A 14,167-nucleotide genomic window follows, 5' to 3' on the forward strand; every position below is an offset into this window, starting at 1 on the left:
CGTAAATAACAGCTTACTCGGACAAAAATAAACCTTAAAAATGACATGGTAACTATGTGAAGTGACGCATAAAAACATACTTTCTGAAGGGTTATTGATGGCAAGGTGGATTGGGTCAACTTTTTTTAACGCAAACCATAGCAATCTATTAAAAGTTGTCGTTTTGGGGAGGAAGTGTATGTTTCAGTTTATGACTGCAACACGGATTATTTTCGGTGAAGGAGCGCTCCAATCTTCACTATCAGTTATCAATCAATTTGGGTATAGCGTCTTGCTCGTGACGGGAAAAGATACTCAGCGCGCCACGCCCATCATCAATTATCTCAAAGCTCAAAATATGCGTTATCAGCACGTCGCCATCAATGGGGAGCCCAACATTACGATGGTGGAAGAGACGGCGGTGCTCGGGCGAAAATTTCAACCTGATATGGTCATCGCGATCGGCGGTGGTAGCGTCATCGACATGGGCAAGGCATTGGCCGCAATCATTCCTAATCAGGGTAATGTCTACGATTATGTGGAAGTAGTTGGAAGAAACGTTCCTCTCAAAGCGAAACCGATTCACTTCATCGCGATTCCCACGACTGCGAGTACCGGCTCAGAAGTGACTAGAAATGCCGTTCTGAAGTCAGGGCAGGACAAAGTAAAAGTAAGTTTAAGAAGTCCGGACATGTTGGCTGACGTTGCGATTGTCGACCCAACATTGACTTATGGGACAGATCAATACACATCTGGACGAGGCGCTATGGATGCGTTTACGCATCTGATGGAAGCTTATGTGTGCGGCGAGCCGAATCCTCTCACTGATATGGTATGCGAAGAAGGGCTTCGTCGATTGAGTCGATCCGTGATTGCAGGCTGCAAGCAGGATAATCATAAGGCTCGTTCGGATTTATCTTTTGCGGCTTTGCTTGGAGGGATGGCGATCACTAACGCTAAGTTGGGCGCTGCTCATGGGTTAGCCTCTGCACTTGGAGGGAAACTTGATGCTCCGCACAGTGTGATAACTGCACGTTTAGCACCTCATGTGATGCAAGAAAACATCAATGCAGCAAAGCAAGCGGGCAGGAATGATGTGATCAATCGTTATCGAAAACTGGCTCAACTTGTCACGGATAGAGCGAATGCGAATGAACATGACGGCGTGCTTTGGGTCAAGATGGTGTTAGATAAGCTAGAGTTGCCATTGCTTGGTAAGTTTGGTGTTTGCCAAACTTCGTTTGAACAGGTAGCAAACGATGCGCTTAAGTCTGTTGCGATTAAAGGTAACCCTTTACCTCTTAATCAGGAGCGTTTGGTGTTCATACTAAAACAGGTGTGCGATTGCAGTGGAGATTGCGCTGCAGAAAGCACGCCGCACATGAGTTCAGTAGAGGTATTGGAATCGAGAAGCGATTTATCAAGTGTAAATGAGTAAATACAAGTAAAGTCGTTGCGAGAAGAAATAAAAAGGGGAGCCAATTGGCTCCCCTTAATCAATGCTTAGTACTGACTTAGCTTGTCATAACGACTGTCTTTTAAGGCATCTTTCACGCGTTTTAGGTTTTCGCGGAAACCTGTACCACGGCGAAGTGTAAAGCCTGTGGCTAATACGTCGATAACAGTCATTTGAACGACACGGCTTGCCATTGGCATGTATACATCCGTATCTTCAGGAATATCTAAAGTGATAGCCAGTGAACTTGCTTTCTCTAATGGAGAATCTTTCGCAGTGATAGCGATGACAGTTGCACCGTTCTCACGAGCCAGATTCGCAATTTCAACTTGGCTTTTCGTACGACCAGTATGAGAAATGAGAACAATCACGTCGTTGTCGCTGCAGTTAATACAGCTCATGCGTTGCATGACAATATCTTCAAAACAAGTAATTGGGATATTAAAACGGATGAACTTGTTTTGAGCATCGCGAGCAACAGATGAAGACGCACCAAGACCAAAGAAAGAAATACGTTTTGCTTGAGTCAGCAAGTCAACCGCACGGTTTACTTGCATCGGGTCTAGGCTATTTTTTGCAACATCCAAACACGCCATTGTCGATTCGAAAATCTTATGCGTGTATGCATCTGGGCCGTCATCTTCTTCCACATTACGGTTTACATATGGCGTACCGTTAGCAAGGCTCTGAGCCAAGTGAAGTTTAAAATCCGGGAAACCTTTGGTATCCAGGCGACGACAGAAGCGGTTTACAGTGGGCTCACTCACGTCAGCCATTTTTGCTAACGTTGCAATGCTAGAATGAATCGCAGTTTGTGGAGACGCCATAATTACTTCTGCAACTTTGCGCTCTGACTTACTGAAATTCTCCAGATTTTTTTGAATTTTTTCTAATGTATTCATAGTGTTCACGAGGGTATAGAGAACAACTCGCTGGCTCTGTTAACGGGTGGAAACACATCGGTTTCTAAGTTAGAGAGGGGCGTTAACGAAAACTACCAGCGCCATAGTTTCAGTATAAACCTGATCTTCAATCTGGCTAAACCAAATACGGTTACTATTTAGTGAGAATTTGACAGGCCTCAAACAAAATGTTGTAAAAACTACAGAATTGAATGTGGAATCGTAGTTTTGTTGCGCCAGTCGCACGAGAATGATGTTTGAGTTACATCAAAAAGAAAGAAATTTTCAAGTTGATGTAACTCATTCTTAGGCTTACGCGCCTAAAATATCTGAGGCCATTTCTTCGATTTTTGCTGTCAAACTTGGTGCTTGTTTGGCGATTTCGCGTTGTTCGTCCAGTACTGAGCTCAAGATATCTCTGGTCGTCAATGGGTTGGCTAGTACCACTCGGAATACGATGGTGTTCATTCTTTGCCATTGGTCAGGGTTCAGTCTTGTACGAGAAACAAACGATTTGCCCGTTTCACGTTGACGCTTCTGGATAAACTGCGTGAGCTGATTGATGAGCTCGTTTAGTTTCTCCTTTTGAGTACCTTCCGCTTTATCTAGCGCTTCACGAATCAATGGCGGTAGATAGCGGTAGGTCAGTAGGCAAAGCTCCGGTTCAGAAACGAGTTCGAAGTCATCTTGCTGTTTGATGAGGTCAGCAAAGTAGTGCGCTTTCTCGATACTTTGGTCGATCAATAGTTCGTAGCCTGGGCGACTAATAATGTGCATCGCCGCATACACTAACATGGCCATGCCTGAGCGAGAGCCTTCTAGTGTATGACTACCTAAATCTTTTGAACCTTTACGTAAGATGTATTGCGCATGGTGTTCAATGGACTTCATCGCGTCGGGGTCTTTGAACAACACCATGCCTGCACCCATAGGGATGTACAGTTGTTTGTGCGCATCGATAGTTACTGAGTCAGCCAGTTCAACGCCTTCGAGAAGATGACGGTAATGATTAGACATCAACGTTGCACCACCCCAAGCGGCATCCACATGGAAGTGACAATTGTGCTTTTGGCACACTTGAGCGATCTGCGACAGAGGATCGACGTTCCCCGTTTCTGTCGTGCCAGCTACACCGATAACCGCAATTGGTTTGATGTTTTGTTCTTTAAGCTCGGCAATTTTTGCTTTTAGGTCGTCAACAACAATACGGTTGTTTGCATCGGTTTTCACCGCGACTAAACCCTCTTGACCTAAGCCAAGTACGTCTGCTGCTTTTTTCAGTGAATAGTGACCACGTTCAGAAACCAGAACTGCAAGGCCTTCGTAGCCATAGTGCTTCATGGCTTTGAATAGACCTTCTTTTTCTACCCCTTTGAAATCACCATCTGCTTTCAACGCTTTATTGCGTGCAACCCAAAGCGCCGTAATGTTCGCGATTGTGCCACCAGAGCAAAACGCACCAAGTGAATGGTTCGCGCTGTGCATCCATTTACGATAAAACTTGTCGTTTTGACCGTAAATTAAGCGGTGTAACATCCCTAAAACTTGACGTTCAAGAGGTGTGAATGCTTTTGATGTTTCGATCTTAACCAAGTTTTGGTTTAGCGCGATCATGATCTTGGATAAAGGCATCAAGAAGTAGGGTAGCGCCGAGGTCATGTGACCGATAAAACTTGGGGCTGAAGTGTGAACCGAGTGCGACACTAACGTGTCTAGCAGGTGCTCGGTGTGATCTGACACGAATTCAGGTTGCTCAGGAATCTGAGCAGAAGAAAAGTCTTTCTCGATTTCACGTAAAGGCTTTTCTTCTGCCACGATGTGTTCACGAAGAAATTGGTTTAAGTTTCGGGAGAGACTTTCGTCAATTTTTGTCAACGTAGAATCAGGACCTTCAGGTACGGTGAAGATCTTTAGCAAGCTCTCAAAGCTAACGTCAGCGGTTTTTTGTTCCTTAACCATGGCAAAGAATCATTTGTAGTTATTTTGGTAATGCGAGCGGCACAATCTAAACTAAAACGGGCGCAAAGTCCCGTTTTAATTATTGAAACCGATGTTACTGAAATGAAAGCGTGGTCATATCTAATCGCTCTAAACCGGAGGTTTTAGAGTCAGTTAGCGACTAGTCACACTTTTGTTTTTCAAGCTTCTCAATCGATTGGTTGTACTTGTTGAGTGCCGTGTCAATTTGTTGAGGGTGACTTAACAGATCAGCAAACGCTGAGCGAAGTTCGTAGTTTTTCGGATGATTGGTTGATTGACGATCGCTAAATGTTTTCTTAGCGGCTTCGCCTAAATCATCACTGCGACTTGCAAGCTGTTTGACATCGTGTTGCTCTAATTTTAACCAAGCTTCGATAGGTTGTTCTGTTGCTACGCGGCTTGGATCATTTTTAAGAAAGTAATGAACAGCCTCACGATTAAGTTCAAAGTGGTGTTTGCGACCATCTAAGAACCACTGGCTGACTTCTTTTAAGTCAGGATATTGGGAGACCGTTAAATCAACAAGATCTTGATACCATTGTAGTGAAGCATCGACATAGCCATCGTACTTGTTAGCAAGACACTGTTGATCTGCGGCAAACGTAAAAGTTGAGCTTGTAGCGAGGAGCGCTGCAACGACAAAGCGTTTCATTCTTCTTCCTTCTGGTTGTTATCCCTTCATTAACGTTAAAGCGCATCGAATGATGTTGCTCTTATCAATTGGATTTGTTGTATAAATCGTTGGGCTAAATAACAAAATTCAAATTAATAAGTTGTCAGTGTACTGACCACTTTAACGTTAATTGGGTATTTAAATTTTTGCCGTATTGTAATGGATGTTAAAGATAAAACCTGAGATCTAGCTAGCAAGTGATACAAAGAAAAGCATCATAACGGGCACAAGTAAACTCAAGATAAAACCACTAACAATAGCGACAGGGACGCAGCGGACACCACCTGTGGTTTGAATCACAGGCAAAGTAAAGTCCATCGCAGTTGCGCCCGCGTAACCGATAGCCGTACAAGGGTAGCTACGGATAAAGAGTGGGATCGCGACCAGCGCTATCAACTCACGCATGAGTTCGATAAGGAAAGATGCCCCACCAAACACAGGACCAAATGCGTCGCCCATCAAAATGCCAGCTAATGAGTACCAGCCAAATCCGGAAGACATCGCTAATGCTTGATAAAGTGGTAAGTCTAAAATCACAGAAGCGATAACGCCGCCGAGCATACAAGTGGCGATAACAATGGCAGCAATCGCCATGCCTTGTTTGTTGAGCAAGATCTGCCTCAGAGTTAAACCGCTGTTTCTGAGTTGAATGCCGATGAAAAAGAGCAGAAGGAAGAGGATCCATTCGCTCGCGGTATCTACCCACTCCAGACCTATCGGCAAAATGAGACCAGCAATTAAACCTCCACCAACGACAACAATCAGTTTTACTGATTCTAATGCCATAGAAGAAAGTGGAAGCTTGTTTTGGTTGTGATTGGTCTGTAACGGGATAATCTTATCGATTATTGGCAGAGCGAGTAAGTTACATACACTCAAGCAGACGAAAAAAGTACCAGCGTACAGCAGTATACTCTGCAAGTTGCTACTCAAGTTGTCTAAGGCAGCTAAACTTAAACCCATCAACGAAAGAATGACGTAAATAAGGTATGAAGTTGATTGGTTAATTTTCTCTAGTAAAGCTGCGCGAGAAATAGGAATTAAGTACCCCACAACAAGAGGGGCAAAAATGAATAGCATCCCTGAGAACATAAAACTTGATAATTCCTTAGTGAGACAAGCCGGAGACAAAAGCCACTGACAAAACAACACTCGACCTTGAGTTTAATGTTTATCGTGGATGACGTTAGTTAACTTAATTACAAGCCGCTAGCACTGAGTACTGCGTTGATTTCGTTTCGAAAGTCAGTATCACTCATATTGCTTAGGTCATACAAGACCTCTGCACCTGTTAAATTGAATTCCACTTCATGTTCATCAATACGTTCGTCTTGATTGCGGAACATCAATAAGTGGTTTGCAATTCGAGCAATGTCCAAATAACTGACTTCTGGACGAGCGGTAACAAACTTTTCGTTTGAAGAGACTTCTCGAAAATCGTTGTCGAACCCCCAGCGTTCTAGCACCAACTTACTGGTTGCAGAGCAGCGAGTTTGGAAGATTTGCAACGCGATATCAGGGTCAAGGTAATTGCCACTATCCAGATACAGGTGATATTCGTTAATGAGGCAGAACAAGCCAATATCGGCCAATAAGCCAACTAGAAGTGCCTTTTCCAGCTCCAGATGTGTGTAAACAGAAGGCTCGTGTTTGTGGAATTCTTGTACGACCAGCACCATCGTGGCGCCAAGCTCTCGAGAGACGGCCGCACTTTTTACCAGTATGTCATTGCACTCTTTACTCAGATTGACCGCGTGTTTCAATTGCTCGATAGCTTGTGCGGTCACGATGTCTCGAACGCGGAAGATGCCTAAACGAGAGACGGCGGTAGTTAAATCACTACAAGTAATGTTTCTTCGGTTAAAAATCACCGAGTTGGCTACGCGAATCACAATAGCAGCTAACCCTGGATCTTCTAGAAGGCAATTTGCGACATCAGAAACCGTGGTGTTTTCTTCTATACAAAGTTTTTGAATTTTGATGACTACATCGGGGATGGGTGGTAACGAAATTTTACCCGTAGATATGGATTGTTCGACCAATTGGGCGAATTCAGATTCAAGCGCTTGTATAAGCTTATCTTTGTTATTTGGTAGCCAAAAAAATGATAGATGTTCCATTGTGACGTGGTGTTAGAGAACTTTCGTACAGTGTACCCTTACCCGAAGAACATTATCAATGAAATGCGTACTAAGTTCTCTATAAATGGTATACGGATCATAACGATGCGTGGTTTTTGGCACGCCATGCGTCAAAAAAATATCGCTAAATACCCAATAAGTGTGAAACTAATCACGTATGATGAATTTATACTTTTTTATATGTGACCTATGTCCTAACTTATTTTTCAACGTTAAGTATGATTAAGCAAGTTGGTGAGCACAACTCACAAAAATATCGCCAACAAATCGACATTTTAAATTCGCTACAAGCTGCTGTTTATCTGGTGACATCGCTAATCGGGGTAATTTATTCAGATTAAAGAGGTCAATGGACATGACAGACCAAGCTTTTTTTAAATATGTACGCAATTTTAATGAGTATCAGAAACGTTCTATGTTTGGTGGTATCGGCTTGTTTAGCGATGACGCCATGTTTGCGCTTGTCAGCAATGATTGCTGTTATTTGCGCGGCGGTAATGGTTTAGACGAAGAATTTACTCTGCTTAATTGTGAAAAATACAAGCACGTCAAAAAACAGACGACGGCTACTGTAAACTATTATGACGTAACCGATTTATTTGAGTCCGGATTTACTGGTCTTGACGATTTGTTACGCAAATCTATTGATTGCTCAATTAAGGAGCGAAAATACCAAAAGTCTTCTGCAAGTAAACGTTTGAGAGATCTACCGAACATGCAGCTTACATTAGAGCGCATGGTTAAAAAGGCGGGTATTGATGATGTTGAAACCTTTTTGGAACTTGGTCCAGTTGAAGTGTTCAACAAAGTAAGAGTTGCTTACGGCAATGATGTTGACGTTAAACTGCTGTGGAAGTTTGCTGGTGCCATTGATGGTGTGCACTGGAAACTAATCCAAGAGCCGCGCAAAAAACAGTTACTGGCACTGTGTGAATAAGGCAACTGAACCACACAATGATTGACTCGTTTCTAATGGAGTTAGCGAGTCAGAAAAGTAAGTGTTAAAAGCAGAAAAGGGATGTTGATGTTTTTGACCACTTCATTTGAGTTAGTCATTTTATGAATAAAAAAACCGAGGCAATTGCCTCGGTTTTGCTTTTTTCACGCCAATTAGAACTTGAAGCGTGTAGTGAACATGATTTGATCACCGTAGAAATCGTTGATGCGAGCTTCAGCACCAAGAGAGAAAAGCTCTGTTGAATGGAAGCGCGCGTAAGCAGAACCTGTCCAATCGTCATCGTTGTCGATTGAAACGTAACCAACTTTACCACCCACTTCAAGTTGAGGACCAAGCCATTGGCGAACGCCTAGGTTTAGCTCCATACCAACATCTGTACTGCTTGAGCTTGTTGGCTGAACCACACGCATCAGCATTTCACCTGTAAGGTCTGCCCAGTTGTTTAGCGGTGAGTGAAAGCCAAAACCTGCAGCAGAATCAAAGTCGCTATCAAACTCAGAGTCGATACGAGCAATAACGTGCGCATTCGGGTGAATGGATTTGCTGAAGCCAGCACCAAATGTCACAGGGCTTGCGCCGATACGAGCTTCGAAATAATCGTAGCTAAAGTTGCTCATAGTTGCAGGCGCGTTGCGGTCTGCGGCTAGGGCATGGCTTGATGCCATTAATAGGGCAGCGGCTAATAGTGTTTTACGCATAACTAACGATAAACCTTGTTCTTTATTTCCATGGATTCAGGCAAATGCTTGAACCGTAATCTGATTTGTCCGACATCATAATAAAAACGAAGGTCTACGACCAACAAAAATGTGTCGAGGTTTTGTCAATTGACTTAATGGTGACGTAACAAAAGCAAAAAGCGCGCCACTAGTAGCTAGAGAGCTATTCTCAACTATTACTCTCCGAAGCTGGCTCTGCGATCTGCCATTGCATTCAAGATTGCTTCTGAATCGAGAATCGTCGTCCAAGACAACAAATTGTCATCATTTTCAATAACAAAGGCTGTTAACTGGGATGTAATGGCTTGTCTTAGCTCCTCACCTTTCCAAGGCTTGGCAATGTAATAATCTAAGCTAGCATGGTTTACCGCTTCAACGGTGTCTTCAAGACCCGCTTGCCCGGTTAGGAGTACTTTTCTTGCTGCTTTGGTGTCACCATTTTGACTCAGTTCTATAAGAAAGCTGATGCCCGTTTGTTCTGGCATGATGTGGTCGCACAAAATCAGCGCAAGCTGAACTTCTTCTTCCGCCATCTCTTCAATCACTTGCTTTGCTTCCGTAACGGACTCTGCACCCTCAACGATGAAATGTTCTTCGAATGGTGCTAAATCTTGAAGGACACTATCCAAGACTTCTCGTTCGTCATCGACACATAAAATCAGATACTTAGTCATGTTTCATCTCCTTCTTCAATGACTGGTAACCAGACGGTCATACAAGTAAAGGCATTGAGTTCCGATTGAACATCAATCCAGCCTTTGTGTGCTGCAACGATTTGTTGGCAAATAGACAGTCCAATACCTAAGCCAAAGTTGCCTTCTTTTTTGGTTGTAAAGTTGAGTTCAAAAATTGCTTTTTTCTGCGAATCCGGAATACCGCATCCATTATCTTCAAATGAAATCACGGCATAACGCTGTTGGTTTTTTTCAACTTCTCTCGTTTGTATTTTTAACGACCCTTTGTCCGGAAAGGCGTCAATCGCATTAGAAATTAGGTTGGTCCACACTTGTTGCAATGCAATAGGTTGGCAAAGCATACGCGGAAGTGGGGCGTAATCTGTTGAAACTTGATGTACCTTTAGCTTGTTTTCGAAAATCACTAAAGTGTCTTCGATGCCTTCATGGATATCGGCGTAGTGCATGCGTTCATCATCAGATCTCGCGTAGCCTTTTAGGCTTTTCACCATGTCAGCGATGCGAGCGGCACAAACATTGATAGAACGGAGAGAAGCACCTGCTTGATGGTATTGTTCTAACGTCTCTAGCGTAGAGGAGGCATTGTCTTTCTTCTTGGCGAGCTGGGAAACGAGTTCGGAATCGCTCTCTAGGCCTAAATTGACGACTTTTTTGGCAATGGCACGATCAGGTAACGTGCTGTTGAGCTCTTTGACGCGTGAGCGCAGTTCGGAAGTCGAGGCTGGCTTGGCGGTTTGAGCTCTGGTTAGAAGCTGAACGCCTTTGATTTGTACTTCTGCTGTCGGAAGTTGAGTTAATAGCCCTTCGAGGGTATGAGTGAGGTTTTCTACACCACGCAAAATCGCAGCTATTGGGTTGTTCAGCTCATGGGCCACGCCCGCAACCAACTGGCCGAGCATGGCCATTTTTTCTCTTTCAATCAGTTGTTGATGAGCAGATTCAAGTGACTCGAGTGTTTTCTGCAATTGTAATTTTGTGTTGATGCTTCTCTGTAATCGGCGATTGAAATGACGAAGAAGTAAGTTCGTAAATAGGGGGAGAAGGTTTGAGTCACTCTGCATTACTTTACGGAACACATTTCTATCAAGTTTAATTACTTCTGTTTCGGTAAGCGTAAGTGCAGTAGAAAAGGAGCATTCCCCAGTCACAAATGACATGCCGCCGACAATGTTCCCTTTGGTATGGCGAACCACTTCTCGCTGCATACCTTGTTCGTCTCTTTTGTAAAGCGCCACTTCTCCGCTGGTTATGAACCATAAAAAGCTGTTAGGTTCTCCTTCAACCGTCAGCAAATGCTCAGGAGAGTAGGTTCGACAAGCTTTTGTTTCGTCATTTTCTTTGAAAAATTGTTGCAAGGCAGAGATTACTTGTTCTGCCAGTTCATTATCAGACATCGAGTGATAGTCGTGTAAGAAACCGGCTTGGTAATTGCTCATCTGATTTTCGATATGAGCACGTAGCAATTTGTGCTGGTCCAAGATTTGGCTATAACTGAGCAAGTCTTCTTTGCAATTACGTAAGATAAACTGCGTCAGCTCTTTTTGAGCGGTATTAAAAAGGACGTTATCTGGCAGAGGCTTGGTCAAACAATGATCCAAACGACCTTCGTTGACGGCCGTGAGTATCGCGTCAATATCTGAAGAGCAACTGATGAGAATTTTACGAGCGCGCTCTGTGTGCGGTGTTTTGTCCAGCCCAATGAGAAAATCCACACCATTAAAGTGCGCGTGATGGCTGGCGATCACTAACGCGACAGTTTGTTCTCTTTCTTCAAGATATTCCAACGCGCTTTGCGCTTCTTCTATCGACTCGACAGAAAAAATATCAAACTTGCTAGAGAAAGCCGACAGTTCCAATCGAAACTGCTCTGCACTGATTGGATTATTGTCGAGACACAATACAGCGTAACGATTCACAGGTGGTTGAGCTCCGGTTAAAACTTGGCCAAGCAAACTTTATCAATAAAACGGCGTAATGAGTGCGAGCTGCGTATGATTCCTGACTAATGGACTAGAATTAGCATCAATAGTCTGATTTATCTCAATGTTTTATCCGTTAATAGTTTCGGGTAGACTGAGCGCAAATACCTGAAAAGTGATGTTATGCAAAACTTAAAAAAACTAGGCGCCATCGGTGGTGCAATCTCATTGGCGTTGTGTTGGCCGCTTGCGGTTGGTCAAATTGGTCAGTCGATTATTGAAGACGGTATCGCCAATATGAACGATAAGATGATCAAAGGCGAAGTTGTTGAATACCAACGCGGCTACCTTTCTTCCGTTGTATTAACTCGATACTCAGTGGTTGATCCTGAACTGAAAACACAGTTTGAACGCGATGGTTTGCCGATTATGTTCGAAGTCACGAGTGATGTAAGCCATGGCTTAACTAGCCTGACAGCAGACTCTAAGCTGGTGGATAATGATTTTCTGCCGCTTACCATGCATAGCAAAACACAGCTTAATGGTAACACTGTGTTTACGTTGGATTTAGACAGCTGGAACTATCGCAATGAAGCGCAAGGCGTATCGGTTTCGACAAGTCCTGCACAAGTGACTGGCGATGTTACCGTGCTTGGTGATTTGAAGTACCAAGTATCGATTCCTTCAGTTCAAGTCGATTTTGAAAATGGTGACGAGTTACACCTGAATGATCTGAGTGGACAAGGTAAGGGTAAGCAAGCGAAAGGTTATTGGCTTGGTGAACAAACCTTTTCTCTAGAAAAGTTAGATGTGGTTGATTCATCGCTTAAACAGGTATTTTTGATTGAAAAGGCGAGCTACAGCGGCAACACGTCGAATGACGAAACCGGTGAGAAGTTAAACAGCCAATTGAACATTAATGCTCAAAAAATGCGCCTAACGGATGGCACTGATGTTGATAACTTTAAGTTGAATTTTGCTATTGCAGATGTCGATAGTAATTCGTTCGATCAAATTATGTCGATCTATCAAAGCTCACCAGTACTTGATGAACAACAGGTGTCCGAATTAATGCCTCACATCGACACGCTATTTAGTAAGGGCTTTAAGCTTTCAGTTAATGAGCTTTCTTTGGCGTTTGGTGAAGGTAAATTCCGCAACGAGTGGCAATTATCTGTCCCTCAAGGTACAGACCATATCACGCAAGACCCAATGAAGTTGATGACCGCAACAAACGGCGAATTGAGTACTTACTTCTCAGATGAACTTGTTGAACACTATCCATTTATCCAAGAAGGCATTGATGAGCTTTTGATCATGGAGTTGATTGAAAAAGTCGATGGTGGTTATGAACTTAAAGCTCAAATCGGTGAAGGCAAGCTTAAGTTTGAAAATGGTCATGAATTTCCATTGATTGGTCTGTTAATGCCCGCGTTGATGCAGAAATAAGCCGATTACGATTCGAGCTTTCCGTTAATTTGACGTTTTCAGTTTAAAAGAGGTCTTAAGACCTCTTTTCTTGTTTTTATCACCATAAAAACGTGATATTAATTTCGTAATATTTACATAGCAGGAGCAATGAGCATCATGGAACAAAATACGGACAACGTATTTAACTTCAGTGCAGGGCCAGCGGCTTTGCCAAAAGCTGTCATGCAGCAAGCACAACAGGAACTGATCGACTGGCAAGGTCTTGGTACTTCGGTAATGGAAATCAGTCACCGAAGTAAAGAGTTCATCAAAGTTGCACAAGAAGCAGAGCAAGATCTACGTGATTTGCTGAATATTCCAGACAACTACAAAGTACTGTTCTGCCAAGGTGGTGCTCGTGCTCAGTTTGCCGCTGTTCCGCTAAACTTACTTGGTGATGCAGAAACTGCAACCTACATCGATGGTGGCTACTGGGCTGAAAGTGCAGTCGAAGAGGCGAAGAAGTACTGCGAACCTGACGTATTTGATGCCAAAACAGAGATTGACGGTAAAGTAGCTGTTCTACCTGCAAGCGAATGGAAAATTGCCCCAGAAGCGGCTTATGTTCACTTTTGCCCAAATGAAACCATCGATGGCATCGAAATCAATGATCTTCCGATCACCGACAAACCAATTGTTGCTGATATGTCTTCGACAATTCTTTCTCGTGAAATCGACGTGTCGAAATACGGTGTGATTTACGCGGGCGCTCAGAAAAACATTGGCCCATCAGGTATTGCCATCGCGATCGTTCGTGACGATCTACTCGGCATGGCGAAACAAGTGCTACCAAGTATTCTTGATTACAAAGTTCTTGCTGAAAAAGAATCAATGTTTAACACGCCACCAACGTTTGCTTGGTACTTGTCTGGCCTTGTTTTCAAATGGCTTAAAGCACAAGGCGGCGTTAAGAGCATTGAAACAGTGAATCGCGAAAAAGCAAAACTGCTTTACGATTACATTGATCAGTCTGATTTTTACCGTAACGGCGTTCATCCATCGAACCGTTCATTGATGAACGTTCCTTTCCAATTAGCGAAGCCTGAACTTGACGCGACTTTCCTTGAGCTTGCGGATGCAAAAGGACTAAAAGCGCTAAAAGGTCACCGTGTGGTGGGTGGTATGCGCGCATCGATTTACAATGCAATGCCGCTAGAAGGTGTGCAAGCGTTGGTCGATTTCATGAAAGAGTTCGAGCAAAACTACGCATAGAGCACAAATTGAATGAGTTAAAAGCGTCGCAATTGCGGCGCTTTTGTTTATGTGCGTAACCAA

At 43.4% G+C, this 14,167-nt stretch carries 12 protein-coding genes; 4 read left to right on the top strand and 8 right to left on the bottom strand.

From position 1 onward, the window contains the following. Positions 1-178 precede the first annotated feature (178 nt). A complete protein-coding gene (locus tag OU793_RS02980) occupies positions 179-1,417 on the top strand; it encodes an iron-containing alcohol dehydrogenase (RefSeq protein WP_025589494.1) in 1,239 nt (412 codons plus the stop codon). Positions 1,418-1,482: 65 nt separating this feature from the next. Here the strand turns inward: OU793_RS02980 and OU793_RS02985 are convergent, their stop codons facing one another. The 5 genes from OU793_RS02985 to OU793_RS03005 form a co-directional block, all read right to left on the bottom strand. Next, positions 1,483-2,337: a MurR/RpiR family transcriptional regulator gene (locus OU793_RS02985; protein ID WP_005483567.1), complete on the bottom strand. Its 855-nt coding sequence runs from the start codon at positions 2,335-2,337 to the stop codon at positions 1,483-1,485. A 312-nt stretch (positions 2,338-2,649) separates the two neighbouring features. After that, positions 2,650-4,296: a pyridoxal-dependent aspartate 1-decarboxylase PanP gene (gene panP, locus OU793_RS02990; RefSeq protein WP_159404141.1), complete on the bottom strand. Its 1,647-nt coding sequence runs from the start codon at positions 4,294-4,296 to the stop codon at positions 2,650-2,652. Positions 4,297-4,456: 160 nt separating this feature from the next. Further along, positions 4,457-4,969 (bottom strand): hypothetical protein, encoded by a 513-nt coding sequence (locus tag OU793_RS02995; protein ID WP_005483562.1) that lies wholly within the window; start codon positions 4,967-4,969, stop codon positions 4,457-4,459. A gap of 207 nt (positions 4,970-5,176) precedes the next feature. After that, positions 5,177-6,082: a lysine exporter LysO family protein gene (locus OU793_RS03000; protein ID WP_005483516.1), complete on the bottom strand. Its 906-nt coding sequence runs from the start codon at positions 6,080-6,082 to the stop codon at positions 5,177-5,179. Between the two features lie 107 nt (positions 6,083-6,189). Further along, positions 6,190-7,110 carry an HDOD domain-containing protein gene (locus OU793_RS03005; RefSeq protein WP_017448658.1) on the bottom strand — a complete coding sequence of 307 codons (921 nt, stop codon included), beginning with the start codon at positions 7,108-7,110 and terminating at the stop codon, positions 6,190-6,192. Positions 7,111-7,480: 370 nt separating this feature from the next. On the opposite strand from OU793_RS03005, the gene OU793_RS03010 reads away from it, so the two are divergent. After that, entirely contained in the window at positions 7,481-8,068 is a 588-nt protein-coding gene (locus tag OU793_RS03010) for a TfoX/Sxy family DNA transformation protein (RefSeq protein WP_005459593.1), read from the top strand. A 173-nt stretch (positions 8,069-8,241) separates the two neighbouring features. Here OU793_RS03010 and OU793_RS03015 read toward each other — a convergent pair whose 3' ends face one another. From OU793_RS03015 to OU793_RS03025, 3 genes are all read right to left on the bottom strand, one after another. Next, positions 8,242-8,787, bottom strand: coding sequence for a hypothetical protein (locus OU793_RS03015; protein ID WP_005459590.1), 546 nt, complete (start codon positions 8,785-8,787; stop codon positions 8,242-8,244). 197 nt (positions 8,788-8,984) lie between these two features. Continuing rightward, positions 8,985-9,482, bottom strand: a complete 498-nt coding sequence (locus OU793_RS03020; protein ID WP_005483573.1) for a response regulator — start codon at positions 9,480-9,482, stop codon at positions 8,985-8,987. Continuing rightward, positions 9,479-11,419, bottom strand: a complete 1,941-nt coding sequence (locus tag OU793_RS03025; RefSeq protein WP_025508532.1) for an ATP-binding protein — start codon at positions 11,417-11,419, stop codon at positions 9,479-9,481. The genes OU793_RS03020 and OU793_RS03025 overlap by 4 nt, the downstream gene beginning before the upstream one ends. Before the next feature lie 186 nt (positions 11,420-11,605). On the opposite strand from OU793_RS03025, the gene OU793_RS03030 reads away from it, so the two are divergent. Both OU793_RS03030 and serC read left to right on the top strand, forming a co-directional pair. Continuing rightward, entirely contained in the window at positions 11,606-12,871 is a 1,266-nt protein-coding gene (locus tag OU793_RS03030) for a DUF945 family protein (RefSeq protein WP_005495576.1), read from the top strand. A 138-nt stretch (positions 12,872-13,009) separates the two neighbouring features. Beyond that, positions 13,010-14,104, top strand: a complete 1,095-nt coding sequence (gene serC / locus OU793_RS03035; RefSeq protein WP_005456169.1) for a 3-phosphoserine/phosphohydroxythreonine transaminase — start codon at positions 13,010-13,012, stop codon at positions 14,102-14,104. The last annotated feature ends 63 nt before the right edge of the window (positions 14,105-14,167 follow it).

This window comes from Vibrio sp. VP6 (genome assembly GCF_028823755.1).
Classification (GTDB): Bacteria; Pseudomonadota; Gammaproteobacteria; order Enterobacterales; family Vibrionaceae; genus Vibrio; species Vibrio parahaemolyticus.

Bases quoted from the DNA above. Each gene is read 5' to 3' on its own strand.
- OU793_RS02980 (WP_025589494.1), top strand. From the start codon at position 179: ATGTTTCAGTTTATGACTGCAACACGGATTATTTTCGGTGAAGGAGCG.
- OU793_RS02985 (WP_005483567.1), bottom strand. From the start codon at position 2,337: ATGAATACATTAGAAAAAATTCAAAAAAATCTGGAGAATTTCAGTAAG.
- panP (WP_159404141.1), bottom strand. From the start codon at position 4,296: ATGGTTAAGGAACAAAAAACCGCTGACGTTAGCTTTGAGAGCTTGCTA.
- OU793_RS02995 (WP_005483562.1), bottom strand. From the start codon at position 4,969: ATGAAACGCTTTGTCGTTGCAGCGCTCCTCGCTACAAGCTCAACTTTT.
- OU793_RS03000 (WP_005483516.1), bottom strand. From the start codon at position 6,082: ATGTTCTCAGGGATGCTATTCATTTTTGCCCCTCTTGTTGTGGGGTAC.
- OU793_RS03005 (WP_017448658.1), bottom strand. From the start codon at position 7,110: ATGGAACATCTATCATTTTTTTGGCTACCAAATAACAAAGATAAGCTT.
- OU793_RS03010 (WP_005459593.1), top strand. From the start codon at position 7,481: ATGGACATGACAGACCAAGCTTTTTTTAAATATGTACGCAATTTTAAT.
- OU793_RS03015 (WP_005459590.1), bottom strand. From the start codon at position 8,787: ATGCGTAAAACACTATTAGCCGCTGCCCTATTAATGGCATCAAGCCAT.
- OU793_RS03020 (WP_005483573.1), bottom strand. From the start codon at position 9,482: ATGACTAAGTATCTGATTTTATGTGTCGATGACGAACGAGAAGTCTTG.
- OU793_RS03030 (WP_005495576.1), top strand. From the start codon at position 11,606: ATGCAAAACTTAAAAAAACTAGGCGCCATCGGTGGTGCAATCTCATTG.
- serC (WP_005456169.1), top strand. From the start codon at position 13,010: ATGGAACAAAATACGGACAACGTATTTAACTTCAGTGCAGGGCCAGCG.